12 protein-coding genes are annotated in these 16,572 nt (G+C 73.1%); 9 read left to right on the forward strand and 3 right to left on the reverse strand.

Going from position 1 to position 16,572, the window contains the following annotated elements; translation table 11 throughout:
• The first annotated feature begins 4 nt into the window (after window positions 1-4).
• The 7 genes from gatA (at window position 5) to ACFV3E_RS31775 (ending at window position 9,831) form a co-directional block, all read left to right on the forward strand.
• A complete protein-coding gene (gene gatA / locus ACFV3E_RS31745) occupies window positions 5-1,498 on the forward strand; it encodes an Asp-tRNA(Asn)/Glu-tRNA(Gln) amidotransferase subunit GatA (RefSeq protein WP_500537786.1) in 1,494 nt (497 codons plus the stop codon).
• Window positions 1,495-1,734 carry a hypothetical protein gene (locus ACFV3E_RS31750; protein WP_326572304.1) on the forward strand — a complete coding sequence of 80 codons (240 nt, stop codon included), beginning with the start codon at window positions 1,495-1,497 and terminating at the stop codon, window positions 1,732-1,734. The genes gatA and ACFV3E_RS31750 overlap by 4 nt, the downstream gene beginning before the upstream one ends.
• The gene (gene gatB / locus ACFV3E_RS31755; RefSeq protein ID WP_500537787.1) at window positions 1,715-3,268 is read left to right on the forward strand and encodes an Asp-tRNA(Asn)/Glu-tRNA(Gln) amidotransferase subunit GatB; all 1,554 of its coding nucleotides are present in this window, start codon (window positions 1,715-1,717) and stop codon (window positions 3,266-3,268) included. Before ACFV3E_RS31750 ends, gatB begins: the two co-directional genes overlap by 20 nt.
• 244 nt (window positions 3,269-3,512) lie before the next feature.
• A complete protein-coding gene (locus ACFV3E_RS31760) occupies window positions 3,513-5,711 on the forward strand; it encodes an MMPL family transporter (protein WP_500537788.1) in 2,199 nt (732 codons plus the stop codon).
• Window positions 5,712-5,728: 17 nt separating this feature from the next.
• The gene (locus ACFV3E_RS31765; RefSeq protein ID WP_500537789.1) at window positions 5,729-6,343 is read left to right on the forward strand and encodes a hypothetical protein; all 615 of its coding nucleotides are present in this window, start codon (window positions 5,729-5,731) and stop codon (window positions 6,341-6,343) included.
• 180 nt (window positions 6,344-6,523) lie between these two features.
• Complete coding sequence (locus tag ACFV3E_RS31770; RefSeq protein WP_500537790.1) at window positions 6,524-6,736, forward strand: hypothetical protein; 213 nt, start codon at window positions 6,524-6,526, stop codon at window positions 6,734-6,736.
• A gap of 50 nt (window positions 6,737-6,786) precedes the next feature.
• A complete protein-coding gene (locus ACFV3E_RS31775) occupies window positions 6,787-9,831 on the forward strand; it encodes a helix-turn-helix transcriptional regulator (protein WP_500537791.1) in 3,045 nt (1,014 codons plus the stop codon).
• A 40-nt stretch (window positions 9,832-9,871) separates the two neighbouring features.
• On the opposite strand, the gene ACFV3E_RS31780 is transcribed toward ACFV3E_RS31775, so the two are convergent.
• The 3 genes from ACFV3E_RS31780 to ACFV3E_RS31790 form a co-directional block, all read right to left on the reverse strand.
• Window positions 9,872-10,042, reverse strand: a complete 171-nt coding sequence (locus ACFV3E_RS31780; protein WP_500366106.1) for a DUF6191 domain-containing protein — start codon at window positions 10,040-10,042, stop codon at window positions 9,872-9,874.
• A 23-nt stretch (window positions 10,043-10,065) separates the two neighbouring features.
• Window positions 10,066-11,208 (reverse strand): PQQ-dependent sugar dehydrogenase, encoded by a 1,143-nt coding sequence (locus ACFV3E_RS31785; protein WP_500537814.1) that lies wholly within the window; start codon window positions 11,206-11,208, stop codon window positions 10,066-10,068.
• Between the two features lie 181 nt (window positions 11,209-11,389).
• On the reverse strand, window positions 11,390-12,382 hold the full coding sequence (locus tag ACFV3E_RS31790; protein WP_500537792.1) for an aldo/keto reductase: 993 nt from the start codon (window positions 12,380-12,382) through the stop codon (window positions 11,390-11,392).
• Between the two features lie 56 nt (window positions 12,383-12,438).
• On the opposite strand from ACFV3E_RS31790, the gene ACFV3E_RS31795 reads away from it, so the two are divergent.
• On the forward strand, window positions 12,439-13,392 hold the full coding sequence (locus ACFV3E_RS31795) for a 2-hydroxyacid dehydrogenase (protein ID WP_500537793.1): 954 nt from the start codon (window positions 12,439-12,441) through the stop codon (window positions 13,390-13,392).
• Between the two features lie 272 nt (window positions 13,393-13,664).
• On the forward strand, window positions 13,665-16,499 hold the full coding sequence (locus ACFV3E_RS31800) for a putative bifunctional diguanylate cyclase/phosphodiesterase (RefSeq protein ID WP_500537794.1): 2,835 nt from the start codon (window positions 13,665-13,667) through the stop codon (window positions 16,497-16,499).
• The last annotated feature ends 73 nt before the right edge of the window (window positions 16,500-16,572 follow it).

Genomic DNA, 16,572 nt, shown 5'->3' on the forward strand with positions numbered 1-16,572 from the left:
CACGATGACCGATCTGACCAGGCTCACCGCCGCACAGACCGCGGCCGCCGTCGCCTCCGGCGAGACGTCCGCCGTCGAGGTCGCCCGGGCCCACCTCGACCGCATCGGCGCGGTCGACGAGAAGGTCCACGCCTTCCTGCACGTCGACACCGAGGGCGCCCTGAAGGCCGCCAAGGCCGTCGACGACAAGCGCGCCGCGGGCGAGGAGCTCGGCCCGCTCGCGGGCGTCCCGCTGGCGCTGAAGGACATCTTCACCACCAAGGGGATCCCGACGACCGTCGGCTCCAAGATCCTCGAAGGCTGGATCCCGCCGTACGACGCGACGCTGACCGCCCGCCTCAAGCAGGCCGGCATCGTCATCCTCGGCAAGACCAACATGGACGAGTTCGCCATGGGGTCCTCCACCGAGAACAGCGCCTACGGCCCCACCGGCAACCCGTGGGACCTCACCCGCATCCCCGGCGGCTCGGGCGGCGGTTCCTCCGCGGCCCTGGCCTCCTTCCAGGCGCCGCTGGCCATCGGCACGGACACCGGCGGCTCCATCCGCCAGCCGGCCGCCGTCACCGGCACGGTCGGCGTCAAGCCGACCTACGGCGGGGTCTCCCGCTACGGCATGGTCGCCTTCAGCTCCTCCCTGGACCAGGGCGGGCCCTGTGCCCGCACGGTGCTGGACGCCGCGCTGCTGCACGAGGTCATCGCGGGCTACGACCCGATGGACTCCACCTCCATCGACGCCCCCGTCCCTCCGGTCGTCGAGGCCGCGCGCAACGGCGACGTCAAGGGTCTGCGGGTCGGCGTCATCAAGGAGTTCGCGGGCGAGGGCTACCAGGCCGGCGTCATGGAGCGGTTCAACGAGTCGGTCGAGCTGCTGCGCGAGCTCGGCGCCGAGGTCGTCGAGCTGTCCTGCCCGTCCTTCGAGTACGCGCTCGCCGCGTACTACCTGATCGCCCCGTCCGAGTGCTCGTCCAACCTGGCCCGGTTCGACGGCCTGCGCTACGGCCTGCGGGTCGGCGACGACGGCACCCGCAGCGCCGAGGACGTCACCGCCCTCACCCGCGAGGCCGGCTTCGGCCCCGAGGTCAAGCGCCGCATCATGCTCGGCACGTACGCGCTCAGCTCCGGCTACTACGACGCGTACTACGGCAGCGCCCAGAAGGTCCGCACCCTGATCTCCCGGGACTTCGAGCGCTCCTTCCAGCAGGTCGACGTGGTGATCTCGCCGACCACCCCCACCACCGCGTTCCCGATCGGCGAGCGCGCGGACGACCCGATGGCGATGTACCTCGCCGACCTGTGCACCATCCCGGCCAACCTGGCGGGCAACGCCGCCATGTCCGTGCCCTGCGGCCTCGCTTCCGAGGACGGGCTCCCGGTCGGTCTGCAGATCATCGCCCCGGCCATGGCCGACGACCGCCTCTACCGTGTCGGTGCGGCCGTCGAAGCGGCGTTCACCGCACGCTGGGGGCACCCGCTGCTGGAGGAGGCACCGATCCTGTGAGCAAGCTCGAGAAGGCCAAGGGCTTCAAGAAGAGCAAGTCCGGCACCTACCTGTCGATCGGCACGACGCTCTTCGGCGCGGTCGGTGTGGCACGGCAGATGAAGCGCGGCCGGGCCGACAGCGACACGCTGCTGCTGATCGATGCCGTCGTGAGCGCCGCCGCCATCGCCACCGGTGTGGCCCTGCTGGTCCGCCAGCTCCGGCGGCTCGGCGACGATGACGTGCTGTCATCCTGACGGGGAACTGAGAGGTATCGGAACTGTGACCGTCACGGACCTGGTGTCGTACGAGGACGCGCTCGCGTCCTATGACCCGGTGATGGGCCTCGAGGTCCACGTCGAGCTCGGCACCAAGACAAAGATGTTCTGCGGCTGCTCGACGGCACTCGGCGCCGAGCCCAACAGCCAGGTGTGCCCGGTGTGCCTGGGCATGCCCGGCGCGCTGCCGGCCGTCAACGCGACCGGCGTCGAGTCCGCCATCAAGATCGGCCTCGCGCTCAACTGCGAGATCGCGCAGTGGTGCCGCTTCGCCCGGAAGAACTACTTCTACCCGGACATGCCGAAGAACTTCCAGACCTCCCAGTACGACGAGCCGATCGCCTTCAACGGCTACCTCGACGTGCAGCTGGAGGACGGCGAGGTCTTCCGCGTGGAGATCGAGCGCGCCCACATGGAGGAGGACACCGGCAAGTCGACCCACGTGGGCGGCGCCACCGGCCGCATCCACGGCGCCTCGCACTCGCTGCTGGACTACAACCGGGCCGGCATCCCGCTGATCGAGATCGTCACCAAGCCGATCGAGGGCGCCGGCGAGCGCGCGCCCGAGGTCGCCAAGGCGTACGTGACCGAACTGCGCGAGCTGATCAAGGCGCTGGGCGTCTCCGAGGCCCGCATGGAGATGGGCCAGATGCGCTGCGACGTCAACCTGTCGCTGCGCCCCATCGGCCGGGAGAAGTTCGGCACCCGCAGCGAGACCAAGAACGTCAACTCGCTGCGCAGCGTCGAGCGGGCCGTCCGCTTCGAGATCCAGCGGCACGCTGCCGTGCTCTCCTCCGGCGGCACGATCGTCCAGGAGACCCGGCACTTCCACGAGGAGACCGGCTCCACCACCTCCGGCCGCATCAAGGAGGAGGCGGAGGACTACCGGTACTTCCCGGAGCCCGACCTCGTCCCCGTCGCCCCGGCCCGTGAGTGGGTCGAGGAGCTGCGGGCGGGCCTGCCCGAGCTCCCGCGGGTGCGCCGCGCGCGCCTGCAGGAGGACTGGGGCATCTCCGACCACGAGATGCAGTCGGTGCTCAACGCCGGTGCAATCGACCCGATCGTCGCCACCATGGAGGCGGGCGCCGACGCGGCCGCCGCGCGCAAGTGGTGGATGGGCGAGCTGGCCCGCCGCTCCAACGAGGACGGCGTGGAACTGACCGCCCTGCCCATCACCCCGGCCCAGGTGGCCCGGGTGGCGGCCCTGGTGGCCGAGGGCTCGCTCAACGACAAGCTGGCCCGCCAGGTCATCGAGGGCGTGCTGGACGGCGAGGGCGAGCCGGACGAGGTCGTCGAGAAGCGCGGTCTGAAGGTCGTCTCGGACGAGGGCGCGCTCGGCGCGGCCGTCGACGAGGCCATCGCGGCCAACGCCGCCGTCGCGGACAAGATCCGTGGCGGCAATCTGGCGGCGGCGGGCGCGCTCATCGGCGCCGTCATGAAGATCACCCGCGGTCAGGCCGACGCCAAGCGCGTGCGCGAGCTCGTGCTGGAGAAGCTGGGCGTCCAGGGCTGATCCCACGCGGCCGGCAGGCGCACGGCGCACAAGGGGCGGGCTCCCGGTCAGGGGGGCCCGCCCCTTCCGCGTTGTCGCAGGTCCGCCGCTTGTAAGGGCGACATAAATTCCCCGCACGGTATGTGATTAACCGCACGAAAGCGGCCAACGATCTCTTCTTCCTGCTTCAGTCGGGGACGTACGTGGTGTCTTCTTTGCGGGCTCTTCCCCGGCCTGAAAGATCCGCGCAACCCCAGGGAGAGCAATGGCTGCACTCGCCCGCTGGTGCCTCAACCGCCGTCTCGCCGTCGTCCTGCTGTGGCTCGTCGCCCTCCTCGGTCTGTCCACGGCCGCCCTGCTCGCCGGATCCGCCTACTCCAACGACTACGACATCAAGGGCACCGACTCCAGCAAGGCCACCGCCCTGCTGAAGGAGGCCTTCCCCGGCTCGGCCGGGGACAGCGACACGATCGTCTGGCACACCGACAAGGGCACCGTGGGCGTCGCGTCCGTCAGGGAGCGGCTGACCGGCGCGCTGGACGAGGTGGCCGCACTCCCCGGGGTCGCCTCGGTGACCAGCCCCTACAGCGCCGAGGGCGCCCCGCAGATCAGCGAGGACGGGCACACCGCCTACGCGACCGTGATGTTCGACAGGCCCTCGGACGACCTGCACGCCGACCAGGTGCAGAAGGTCGTCGACACGGCCAGGGCGGCGGCCGACGGCAACACCCGGGTCGCCCTCGGCGGTGGCGCCATCGCGCTCACCGAGGGCGGCGGCGGGCACATGAGCGAGGTCGTGGGCGTCGCCGTCGCCGCCGTGGTCCTGCTGGTGGCCTTCGGTTCGCTGTTCGCGATGTTCATGCCGATCATCACCGCGCTGGTCAGCGTGGGCACCGCGTACATGGCGATCGAACTGCTCGGCCACCTGATCAGAGTGGCCGACTTCGCGCCGATGCTCGGCCTGCTCATCGGCCTGGGCGTCGGCATCGACTACGCCCTGTTCATCGTCACCCGCCACCGCAGGGGCCTGAAACAGGGCCTGCCGGTACGGGAAGCCGCCGAGAAGGCGGTCGCCACGACCGGCAGGGCGGTGGTCTTCGCCGGCGGCACGGTCTGCGTGGCCCTGCTCGGCATGCTGATCCTGCGGCTGTCCTTCCTCAACGGCGTCGCCATCGCCGCCTCCCTCACCGTGATCCTCACCGTCGCCGCCTCGGTGACGCTGCTGCCCGCGCTGCTGGGCACCATCGGCATGAAGGCGCTCAGCCGCCGGGAGCGGCGCCGGCTCGTCGAGCACGGGCCGTCGCCCGAGCTGCCGACCGGGTTCGCGGCCCGCTGGTCCGCGTTCGTCGAACGGCACCCCAAGGTCCTCGGCGCGGTCGCCGCCGTCGTCATGCTCGTCCTGGCGCTGCCCACGACCTCCCTCCACCTGGGCGCCTCCGACCAGGGCAACAGCGCCGCGGGCACCACCACCCGCCAGGCGTACGACATGCTCTCCGAGGGCTTCGGGCCCGGTTTCAACGGCCCGCTGCAACTGGTCGCCAAGTCGGGCGACGCCGCCGACCGCGCGGCCCTGGAGCAGCTCACCGTCGTCCTGGGGCGCACCGAGGGCGTCGCGGCGGTGCACATGGAGCAGGCGCAGCACGGCAGCGGGCTGGACGTCATCGACGTCGTCCCCACCACCTCCCCGCAGGACCAGGCCACCGACCGGCTCGTCACCCACCTGCGCGAGGACGTCATCCCCGAGGCCACCGAGGGCACCTCCCTGGAGGTGTACGTCGGCGGAGTCACCGCGGGCTACGCGGACTTCGCCTCGGTGATCGTCGGCAAGCTGCCGCTCTTCGTGGGCTCCGTCATCGGCCTGGGCTGCCTGCTCCTGCTGCTGGCCTTCCGCAGCTTCGGCATCCCGCTCAAGGCCGCGGTCATGAACGTCGTCGCCGTCGCCTCGTCCTTCGGCATCGTGGTCGCGATCTTCCAGTGGGGCTGGGGGAGCGAGCTGCTGGGGCTGGGGGCGGCCGGCCCGATCGAGCCCTTCCTGCCGGTGATCATGGTCTCGGTGCTCTTCGGGCTCTCCATGGACTACCAGGTCTTCCTCGTCAGCCGCATGTACGAGGAGTGGCGCGAGACCGGTGACAACCGCCGGGCGGTCCGGGTCGGCCTCGCCGAGACCAGCCGTGTGATCAACTCCGCCGCGGTCATCATGATCTCCGTCTTCCTGGCCTTCGTGCTCAGCGGCGACCGCGTGATCGCGATGTTCGGCATCGGCCTGGCGGCCGCCGTCGCGCTCGACGCCTTCGTCCTGCGGACGTTGCTCGTACCGGCGCTGATGCACATGCTGGGCGACCGGAACTGGTGGCTGCCCCGGTGGCTGGAGCGCCGGCTGCCGCGGATCTGCATCGAGGGCCCGGCGGAGCCCGCGGCGACGGCCGTGGACGAGCCCGGTTCTCAGACGGCTCTCAGAATCTGACCGTACGGTTGCCGCCCATGGAGACCACCAAGACCCACGGGGCGGCAGCCGACGATCGCGCCGCGGACGCCGAGCTCGACCGGGCCGAGGACGACGGCGCGACGTCCGCGACCGCGACCGACGCCGGACCGCCCGCGCCCGACGAGCCGCGGGCCCTCGACGCGACCGACGACCTTGACACGCCCGACGACCTCGACGAGCCGGACACCCTTGACACACCGGACGCCCCCCGCCCCGCCGGGGTCGTGCCGGGCGCCGCGGCGGTCGTCGGCGCCGCCCTCGGCCTCGCGTCCCTCACCGGCACCTGGCTGGGCACCGTCCTGGCCGAGCGGCGGCAGCTGGTCGGTCAGATCAACACCTCCTCCGGCAGCGCCGCCCAGCAGATCGAGCAGATATACGGCGGCCCCTGGCACACCACGGCCGCCGTCAACGGCGTCTGCGCGCTGATCGCCCTCGTCGTCCTCGGCGCGGTGCTGCTCGCCGGACGGAACGCCGCACCGTGGGTGCGCGCCGTCGCCTGGGGCGGTCTCGCCCTCGGCGCGCTCGGGCTGTGCGTCGCGCTCGGGACGTGGTTCGACCTCTTCGGAGGGCTGCCGAGCGTGGCCGAGGCCCCGGTCTCCTCCGGCGGCTGAGACCTCTGAGGAGGCAGGCCGCGCGGCCCCCGAGGACCTGAGCGGTCCGCCGCGCGGCCTAAGGCATCCTCACCCCCGAAGCCTGGGCGGTTGCCCGATGTGCCCCACCCCCCTTGGGGACGAGGCTGATGGCACGGAGAACGACTCCGGAACATCGGTCCCGAACCCGAGGAGCACGAGATGTACACCCACGAACTGCTGGGCCGCGAACGCACGGAGCAACTGCTGCGCGAGGCCGCCGAGTACCGCCTGGCGCACCAGGCCCGCAAGGCCGCCCGCGAGGCCGCCCGCACCGCAGGCGGCCGGCGCGTGGCCGCCGCCGACCAGGACGAGGGAAGGCGGCACGGAAGGAGGGCCGGCCGGCTCTCCCGGCGGCTGAGGGCCGCCGGATGAGCACCGTGGTGCCGGTGCAAACCGGTACCGCGCCGTCAGGGCCCCGTGCGATGCTCGGGACCGTGCAGAACCAGTCGGTCAGCCCGGTGTTCGTCGGCCGCACCCGCGAACTGACCCGCCTCACCTCCGCGCTCGCCCGCGCTCACGCGGGCGAGCCGCAGGCGTTGGTGATCGGCGGTGAGGCCGGCGTCGGCAAGACCCGGCTCGTCGAGGAGTTCCTCGCCGCGGCGCAGGACGGACCGGGGACCGTGACCGCCGTCGGCGCCTGCGTGGAGATCGGCGCGGACGGACTGCCGTTCGCCCCCGTCGCGACGATCCTGCGCGCCCTGCACCGCAGGTTCGGCGACGAACTGGTCGCCGCGGCCGCCGGCAGCGAGGGCGAACTCGCCCGCCTGCTGCCCGGCCTGGGCGGGACGGACGGCCCCGACCCCCTCGCCGACCAGCGCGACGAGCACGGCCGCGCCCGGCTCTTCGAGCTCACCTCCCGGCTGCTGGAACGGCTGTCGGAGGAGCGCACGCTCGTCGTCGCCCTCGAGGACCTGCACTGGGCCGACCGCTCGACCCGCGAACTCCTCGGCTACCTGCTGCGCTCGCTCTCCCGCGGCCGGCTCGTCGTCCTGGCCACCTACCGCTCCGACGACATCCACCGCCGCCACCCGCTGCGGCCCTTCCTCGCCGAGCTCGACCGGATGCGATCCGTGGTGCGCCTGGAGCTGTCCCGGTTCAACCGCGGTGAGGTCCGCGCCCAGGTGGCCGGCATCCTCGACTCCGAGCCCTCCCCGAGCATGGTCGACCGGGTCTTCGGCCGTTCCGACGGCAACCCCTTCTTCGTCGAGGAACTCGCCTGCAGCATCACCCAGGGCTGCCGCACCGGCCTCAGCGACAGCCTGCGCGACCTGCTGCTCGTCCGGGTCGAGACCCTGCCCGAGACCGCGCAGCGCGTCGCCCGCGTCGTCGCCGAGGGCGGCTCCGCCGTCGAGTACCGGCTGCTGGAGGCCGTCGCGGGGCTCGGTGAGGACGAACTCATCGAAGCCCTGCGCTCCGCCGTGGGCGCCAAGATCCTGCTCCCCACCGACGACGGCGACGGCTACCGCTTCCGGCACTCGCTGGTCCGTGAGGCCGTCGGCGACGATCTGCTGCCCGGGGAGCGCAGCCGTATCAACCGCCGCTACGCGCAGGCCCTGGAGGCCGACGCCGGGCTGGTGCCCGCCGACGAACTCCCGGCCCGGCTGGCCAGTTACTGGTACCACGCCCACGAGCCCGCCAAGGCGCTGCCCGCCGTGCTGCGGGCCTCCGTCGAGGCGCGGCGCCGGCACGCCTACGCCGAACAGCACCGGCTGCTCGAACGCGCCCTGGAGCTGTGGGACGACACCCCCGGAGAGGTCCGTGAGGAACTGCGGCCCGTCGACTACGTCGAGGTGTTCCCTCCTTGCGGCTGCGACCCGGGCAGCAAGCCCCTGCAGTACATGGACCTGCTCGCCGAGACGACCGTGGCCGCACGCCTCAGTGCCGACCGCGAGGGCGCCTACGAGGTCACCAAGCGGGCGCTGCGCCTGCTGGAGCGTTCCGGCGACCCGCTGCGCGCCGCCTGGTTCTGGATCCAGCGCTCCCGGCTGATGGTCGCGATGGGCCGCGGCGACGGCTGGGCGGAGATCGCCGAGGCCCAGGAACTCGTCCGCGGGCTGCCGCCGTCCCCGGTCCACGCCGAGGTGCTGGAGAGCGTGGCCGGGTGGGCGATGATGCACGACCCGGGGCCGGACGGCATCACCACGGCGGAGCGTGCCATCGAACTGGCCCGGCTCGTCGGTGCCGAGGAGACGGAGCTCCACGCACGGGTCACCCTGGGCATCCTGCTCGCCGACACCGGTGACGCCGACGCCGGCATCGCCGCGCTGGAGGCCGCCCGCGAACGGGCCGCCGCCGCCCGGTACGGCAACCTCACGGTGAACGTCGACGCCAACCTCGCCGCCCTGCTGGAGGCCGTGGGCCGCTCGGAGGAGGCGATCGCGGTGGCCCGCCGGGGAGTGGAGGGCGCCACCCGCCACGGGCTGCGCGACGGCGCCACCTTCGCCTCCGCCAACCAGGCGGAGTCCCTGCTCGCCCTCGGCCGCTGGGACGAGGCGGCCGAGGTCGCCGTCCGCGGCCGGGAGAACACCAACCACGCCCTGTACCTCGGCTGGGCCGCGACGCTGCTGGCCCATCTCGCCGTGCTGCGCGGGGAGTACGACCGCGCCGAGGCCGAGGTCGCCGCCGCCCGGGACCACCTGGGCCCCCGGGACCACCAGCCGCAGAACACCCTTCCGCTGCGTCATCTGACCATCGCCGTCGCCGCCGGGCGCGGACGCTTCCTGGAGGCGCGGGCCGCGGTGCGCGCCGCTCTGGAGGCGGGGTTCCCGTCCGCGTTCCACCGCTACGTCTGGCCCATGCTGCACACCGCGGCCGCCGTGGAGGCGGACGCGCTGGGGCTGCCCGGGGCGGAGGCCGGCCGCCCCGAGATGCTCGCCCTCATCCGCAAGGCGGCGGGCCGGCTGCCCCGGCTGTCCCCGGTGTGGGCCGCCCACGCCCTGCTGGTCGAGGCCGAACTGCTGCGCGCCGACGGGAGCACCGACCCCGGGCCCTGGGCCGCCGCGGAGGAGGCCTTCGCCGCCCTCGACCGCCCGTACCCGCTCGCCCTGGTACGGCTCCGGCACGCCGAGGCCCTGCTCACCCTGCACGATCCCGGCGCCCGCGACCGCGCGGCCGCCATGCTGCGCGGGGCGTGCGAGGTCGCCGACTGCCTGGGGGCCGTCCCGCTGCGCGACGCCGTCCGGCTGCTCGCCCGGCGGGGCCGGCTGGTGCTCGAGGAACCGGAGGAGGCCGCGCCCGAAACCGCCGGGGAACCGGAGCCCTTCGGCCTGACCGCGCGCGAGCGCGAGGTGCTGCGCCGGGTCGCCGCCGGCTACACCAACCGCCGCATCGCCGAGGAGCTGTTCATCTCGCCGAAGACCGCGAGCGTGCACGTCTCCAACATCCTCGCCAAGCTCGGTGTCTCGGGCCGCGGCGAGGCGGCCGCGCTCGCCCACCGGCTGCGGCTGTTCGCCGGGCAGCCGGGCTGAACCGGCCGCCGCGGCCGGTCGGCGGACGGCTCGTGGGCGGCTAGCCGCCGGCCCGCGGCGGACGTATCAGCACGGTGCCCGAGTCCAGGTCGACGGGGCCCCGGCCCGGATCCGCGTCGCCCTCCTCGTCGCGCACCAGCTCCAGGCGGTTGCGCTCGTCCTCGGCGTGCCTGCGGCCCGGCGCGAACAGCTCGTCCAGCGCGTTGAACATCGCACCCCCCAAGGTGTCGTGGGTCAGCTCACCCGCAGCCGCAGGATCCGGTCGTCGCCCTTGCGGGGCTCGCCGCGGCCGTCGGTGTTGCTGGTGGTCAGCAGCAGACCGCCGTCCGGATCGGCGACGACGGTGCGCAGCCGGCCGTACTCCCCGACGAAGAACGCCTGCGGGTCGGCCGCGGCCTTCGTACCGGCCAGCGGGATCCGCCACAGGCGGGCGCCGCGCAGCGAGGCCATCCAGATCGAGCCGTCCGCGTAGGCGATGCCGCTGGGCGAGGCGTCGTCGGTGCGCCACTGCGCGATCGGGTCCGCGTAGCCGTCGCGGTGGGCGAGGCCCTCCACGACCGGCCAGCCGTAGTTCTTCCCCGGCTCGATCAGATTCAGCTCGTCCCAGGTGTCCTGCCCGAACTCCGCGGCCCACAGCCGCCCCTGGCCGTCCCAGGCCAGGCCCTGCACATTGCGGTGCCCGTAGGAGTAGACGACGGAGTCCGCCTCGGGATTGCCGTGCGCCGGCTCGCCGTCGGGGGTCATCCGCAGGATCTTGCCGCCCAGGGACTTCTTGTCCTGCGCCAGGCCCCGGTCGCCGCTCTCGCCCGTGCCCGCGTAGAGCATGCCGTCGGGGCCGAAGGCGATCCGCCCGCCGTTGTGGATGGCCCCGTGCGGGATGCCGCGCAGGATCGTGTCCGGAGCGCCCAACTGCTCCCCGGCCGGCTTCGCCGGGTCGTAGAGCATGCGCGCGATGCGGTTGTCCGAGGCGGTGGTGAAGTAGGCGTACACCAGGTGGTCGGTCGCGAAGTCCCGCGAGACGGCGAGCCCCAGGAGGCCGCCCTCGCCGCCCGAGGAGACCCCGGGCACCGTGCCGACCTGCGTCGTGCGGCCGCTGCCGGCGGCCACCCGGACGACCCGGCCGGTGTCCCGGGAGGCCACCAGCAGATCGCCCTCGGCCAGCACGGCCACGCCCCACGGGGTGGTGAGCCCGGTCGCGACGGTGCCGGTCACCTCGGCCGTGCCCTTCGCCGGCGCCGGGGGTTCGTCGCCGCCCCCGGAGGCCGGCGCCGACGAACCGGCGGTGGCGGAGGCGGAGCCCGGGGGTGCCTGGGCGGAGCCACCGTCCGAGGAGCATCCGGTGGCGAGCAGCGCGGCACCTGCCAGCGCGGCGGTCACGACGGCGGCACGGCGTCGCACGCTTCCCTCCCGGGGGTTCTCCGGCTCGGACTCCAAGAACATCACATCCCTCACTACACCGCCCGGCCGTTCGCGGTTCCCGTCGTATGCCGTGGGTTTCCCGTCGCCCTCCCCGCCGGTCCCTCGGGTCCTTCCGGCCCCGGTGGTCCCGGCGGCGCCCTCAGTCCCAGGAACCCCGCGCCGGCGGCAGCGCCGCGATCTCGGCGAAGTCCTCGTCGGACAGACGCAGTTCCGCGGCGCCGGCGTTCTCCACCGTCCACCGCTCCCGCTTCGCGCCGGGGATCGGCACGACCTGCGGTCCCTGGGCCAGCACCCAGGCCAGCGCGACCTGCGCGGGCGTCGCGCCGTGCACCTCGGCGACCCGGCGCAGTCCTGCGACGATCGGCTGGTTGGCGGCCATCATCTCGGCCGTGAACCGGGGATGGCGGGCCCGTACGTCGTCCGGCTCGAAGCCCTGTCCGGGGGTGAGCGTGCCCGTCAGGAAGCCGTTGCCGAGCGGCATCGCGGCCATGAACCCGACCCCGCGCTGCGTGCACCAGGGCAGCAGCTGCGCCAGCGCCTCGGGCGACCACACCGACAGCTCGGCCTGCACGCAGCTGACCGGGAAGACCTGTTGGGCGCGGCGCAACTGCCGCAGTGTCTCGTCGTATATGCCCGCCCCCGGGCGCCGGGCCGCCCGCGCGCCCACCGCGCACCACCCCAGCGCGCGCACCTTGCCGGCCGCGACCAGCTCCGCCATCGCGCCCCACGTCTCCTCGACGGGGACCTCCGGATCGGCCCGGTGCAACTGGTAGAGGTCGATCACGTCCGTCTGCAGCCGCCGCAGCGACGCGTCGCAGGCCCGCTTCACGTACGAGGGACGGCCGTTGGCCACCAGGTGCTGCTCACCGACGAGCAGTCCGCACTTGGTGGAGACAAAGACCTCCCGGCGACGCTCCCTCAGCACCCGCCCCAGCAGCAGCTCGTTGGTGAACGGCCCGTACATGTCGGCGGTGTCCAGCAGCGTCGTGCCGTGGTCGACCGCCGTGTGCACGGCCCGCAGTGACGATTCGCCGTCCTGCCGGGACGCCGTGTACGCCCAGCTCATCGGCATGCATCCCAGGCCGACGGCGCCCACCTCCAGAGCCGCCGATCCGACCGTCCTGCACTCCACCTGGCTGACCTCCGCTGACCTCTCGCGCCGCCCCACTGTGCCATAGCCTCCTGACCATGGCTGACATCACCCGGAACCACCGCCCCACGGTCTGGCTCCCGATCCCCGCAGCGGACGTCGAAGGGCTCCCCTCAGAGCTCGACTACCTCTTCTGGGACGGTGCCGAGGAGTTCCCGGCCGACCCGGCCGACGCCGCGTTCTACGTGGTGCCCTACATGAAGGGCCCCGAGGTCGCCGGCCGCCCGCTGCCCCGCATGTCCGGGGTCGGCGTGGTGCAGACCCTCAGCGCGGGTGTCGACCACGTCCTGCCCTACCTCCGGCAGCTCCCGCCGGGTGTGCGGCTGTGCAACGCCCGCGGGGTGCACGAGGCCAGCACCGCCGAGCTGGCCGTCACCCTCACCCTTGCGGCCCTGCGCGGCATCCCCCGCTTCGTACGCGGCCAGGACGCCGAGGAATGGCACGCCGGCTTCTACCCGGCGCTCGCCGACAAGCACGTGCTCATCGTCGGCTACGGAGCGATCGGCGCGGCCATCGAGGACCGGCTCACCCCCTTCGAATGCCACGTCACCCGGGTCGCGCGGCTGGCCCGGCGCTCCCCGCGCGGCCCCGTGCACGCCCTGGGGGACCTGCCGCGGCTGCTGCCGGAGGCGGACGTGGTCGTCCTGTCGACCCCGCTCACCGCGGACACCCGCCATCTGGCCGACGCGCGGTTCCTGGCCGGGATGAAGGACGGGGCCCTGCTGGTGAACGTCGCCCGCGGACCCGTGGTGGACACCAAGGCGCTCCTCGGGGAGCTGGAGGCCGGCCGCCTCCAGGCGGCACTCGATGTCACCGATCCCGAGCCGCTGCCTCCGGGGCACCCGCTGTGGCACGCCCCGGGCCTCCTGGTCAGCCCGCACGTCGGCGGCAGCACCTCCGCGTTCCTGCCCAGGGCCAAGCGGCTGCTCCGCGAGCAACTCCGCCGGTTCGCGGCCGGCCAGGACCTCGCGAACGTCGTCATGACCACCTGACCGCGCCTTGGCACCGGGTGCCCCACGCGTGGGGCAGGACGCTACGCGTGGTCACGCTGTGTAGAGGAACTATGTCCCTGAGTGACTGAACTGGTGTATCGTCCCGCACTGGGGGAACACGACCGGCGTGGCTCGGCGAGCTGCGAACGGGCGTGGGACGACTCAGGACTTGATGGGGGGCGACGGGCGATGTACGGCCAATGGAGAGAGCATCCGACGCTGGACCACAGCACACCGTGCCGGGGACGCTCACGGCGTCACGGGACGACACCGTGAGCACGCCCGGTGCGGTCCTCTCGCAGGCGTCCGCGCCGGGCAACCGGACCGGCCTGCTGCCCCAGATGCTGCTGGCCGTGCTCTGCGGCGGCTACGCCATCGGATCGGCCTTCGGCTGGGGATCCACCGGGCTGGCCCTGGTCATGGGCGACTTCGGGCTCTCCGTGGCCGCGCTGGCCGCGGCCGTCTCCTGCCTGGTCTACGTCCACAGGGCCCCCGCCGACCGGTACCGCCCCGCGTGGGCGCTGTTCGCCGTCTCCTCCGCCATGGTGGCGCTCGGCAACGGCATCTGGGGCTGGTACGAGGTCGTGCTGCGCGACGACGTGCCGCGCACCTCGGTCGCCGACTTCTGCTTCCTGCTCTTCGCGCCTCCCGCGATCATCGGGCTGCTGGTGCTCGCCAAGCGGCCGGTCACCCGGGCCGGCTGGGTCTGCCTCGGACTGGACGCCTGGCTCATCGGCGGCTCCCTGCTGACCCTCTCGTGGACCCTCGCCCTGGCCCAGACGGCCCTGTGGGAGGGCCGCAGCACCGCGCGCATCGCCCTGTCCCTGGCGTACCCGCTGCTGGACATCATGCTCGTCAGCATGGTGCTGGCGCTGCACTTCCGGCGCTCCTCGGCCAACCGGGCGGCGGTGAACACCGCCATCGCCTCCCTCGCCCTGACCGTGCTGTGCGACGCGCTGTTCACCTCGCCCCTGTTGCGCGAGCACTACACCTCCGGCCAGATCCTGGACGCCGGATGGTTCGCCGGCAGCATGCTGCTCGCCTACGCCCCCTGGGTCGGCGAGCGGGTCGCGGCGGAGCGGGCGACGGCGGAACGGCAACAGGAGCAGGGCCGCCGGGTGAGCGGCTCGCTGGCGGCGCTGACCCCGTACCTGGCCGCCGCGGTCTGCGTGCTCGGCATCCTCTACAACGTCATCGACGGCCGCAAGAGCGACCGGGTGGTGCTCCTCACCGGCTGCACCGTGGTGCTCGCCCTGGTCGTGCGCCAAGGGATCATGCTGCTGGACAACATGGCCCTCACCCAGGAGCTGGCCCAGAAGGAGAACCACTTCCGGTCGCTCGTGCAGGGCTCCAGCGACGTCATCATGATCGCCTCGCCGACCGGCGTGCTGCGCTACGTGAGCCCCGCCGCCAAGGGTGTGTACGGCTGCGATCCCGAGGAGTGGGTCGGCACCGAGTTCGCCACCCACATCCATCCCGAGGACCTGGGCCGGGTGGTGCACGAGGTGCGCCGCTTCCTGGCCGCCCACGCGGCCGAGGAGCCCGCCACCCGCATCGAATGCCGCATACGGCACGGTGACGGCAGCTGGCTCAACGTCGAGTCGATCGTCAACCGCCACCAGGGCGGCCTGATCTTCAACAGCCGGGATGTCACCGAGCGCGTCCGGCTCCAGGCCCAGCTGCAGCACAACGCCTCGCACGACCCGCTCACCGACCTGCCCAACCGGGCCCTGTTCACCGAACGGATCCGCCAGGCGATCGGCGGCCGCCGGGCCGGCGACGGCGACACCGGCACCACGGCGGTGCTCTTCATCGACCTCGACGGCTTCAAGGCGGTCAACGACACCGTCGGCCACCAGGCCGGCGACGAACTCCTCGTCCAGGCGGCGCGGCGCCTGCGGGACTCGGTGCGCGCCGGCGACACCGCCGCACGCCTGGGCGGCGACGAGTTCGCCGCCCTCATCTGCGGCACCAGCGCCGACCGCCATCTGCGCGAGTACCAGGTCCACGAGGTCGCCGACCGGCTCCGCGCCGCCCTCTCCGAGCCGTACCGGGTGGACGGCACCGAGGTCCGGGTGGCCGCCAGCATCGGCGTGGCCTTCGCCGACCCCGGGGTCAGCGCCGGCGAGCTGCTGCGCAACGCCGACCTGGCGATGTACCGGGCCAAGCAGGCCGGCAAGGGCCGGGTCGAGATGTACGCGCCCGCCATGCAGGCCGAGGTGGTGCGCAGGGCCGAGCTCGCGGGGCGGCTGCGCACGGCCCTGCGGGACGGCGAGTTCGCCCTGCTCCACCAGCCCGTGGTCGACCTCGGCACCGGCGAGGTGACGGCGGTCGAGGCCCAGGCCCGCTGGCGCTCCGCGCAGGGCATCCTCTTCACCCCCGCGGAGTTCCTGCGGGTCGCGGAGGACACCGACCGCACCGCGCAGCTGGCCCGCTGGCTGCTGGAGGAGGCGGTCGGCCAGGCCGCGCTGCGCCGCGCCGCGGGCTGCCCGGTCCCCGTCGCCGTACGGCTGTCCACCCGGCGCCTGATGCACCGCGAGCTGCCCACCAAGGACGTCGAGGCCCTGCTCGAACGGCACGGGCTGCCACCGGACTCCCTCGTCCTGCAGATCGGCGACCAGGACCCGCGGATCTCCCTGGACGAGCTGGAGCGACGGCTGACCGCGCTGAGCCGGCTCGGGGTGCGCATCTCCCTGGAGGGATTCGGCAGCGGCTACGCGCCCATGAACGCGCTGCGGCGGCTCCCCGTCGACGTGCTCAAGCTGGACCGGGGGCTCACCGAGGGCGTCGTGGAGTCACCACGGCTGCGGAAGATCACCGCGGGGCTGCTGCGCATCGCCGAGGACCTCGGGATCCGCTCGGTGGCCGAGGGCGTGGACCGTCCCGAGCAGGTGCTGGTCCTGCGTGAGATGAGCTGCACCCACGGTCAGGGCATGGCATTCTCGGGGCCGCTGGACGAGCACCGGCTGCGCTCCTCGCTGACCCGCGGGGGCTACCCGGTGCCCGATGGGCCGGTCCCGCTCGGCAGCAGCCGGATCTCCGTGCGCGGCACACGCAAGGCGGACGAGCTACGCTCAAATAATGAGACGCCCGTCCCACCCGCTTGACACTCCCCGCTCGCGAGGAGGAAGGTCAGTCCCATGCGCACCCGAATTCTCGTACTTGGAAAGCGCGTCGGCT

It is taken from the genome of Streptomyces sp. NPDC059718, from assembly GCF_042733315.1.
GTDB lineage: Bacteria > Actinomycetota > Actinomycetes > Streptomycetales > Streptomycetaceae > Actinacidiphila.

Bases quoted from the DNA above. Each gene is read 5' to 3' on its own strand.
- ACFV3E_RS31775 (WP_500537791.1), top strand. From the start codon at position 6,787: ATGCTCGGGACCGTGCAGAACCAGTCGGTCAGCCCGGTGTTCGTCGGC.
- ACFV3E_RS31760 (WP_500537788.1), top strand. From the start codon at position 3,513: ATGGCTGCACTCGCCCGCTGGTGCCTCAACCGCCGTCTCGCCGTCGTC.
- ACFV3E_RS31770 (WP_500537790.1), top strand. From the start codon at position 6,524: ATGTACACCCACGAACTGCTGGGCCGCGAACGCACGGAGCAACTGCTG.
- ACFV3E_RS31780 (WP_500366106.1), bottom strand. From the start codon at position 10,042: ATGTTCAACGCGCTGGACGAGCTGTTCGCGCCGGGCCGCAGGCACGCC.
- ACFV3E_RS31795 (WP_500537793.1), top strand. From the start codon at position 12,439: ATGGCTGACATCACCCGGAACCACCGCCCCACGGTCTGGCTCCCGATC.
- ACFV3E_RS31765 (WP_500537789.1), top strand. From the start codon at position 5,729: ATGGAGACCACCAAGACCCACGGGGCGGCAGCCGACGATCGCGCCGCG.
- gatA (WP_500537786.1), top strand. From the start codon at position 5: ATGACCGATCTGACCAGGCTCACCGCCGCACAGACCGCGGCCGCCGTC.
- gatB (WP_500537787.1), top strand. From the start codon at position 1,715: ATGACGTGCTGTCATCCTGACGGGGAACTGAGAGGTATCGGAACTGTG.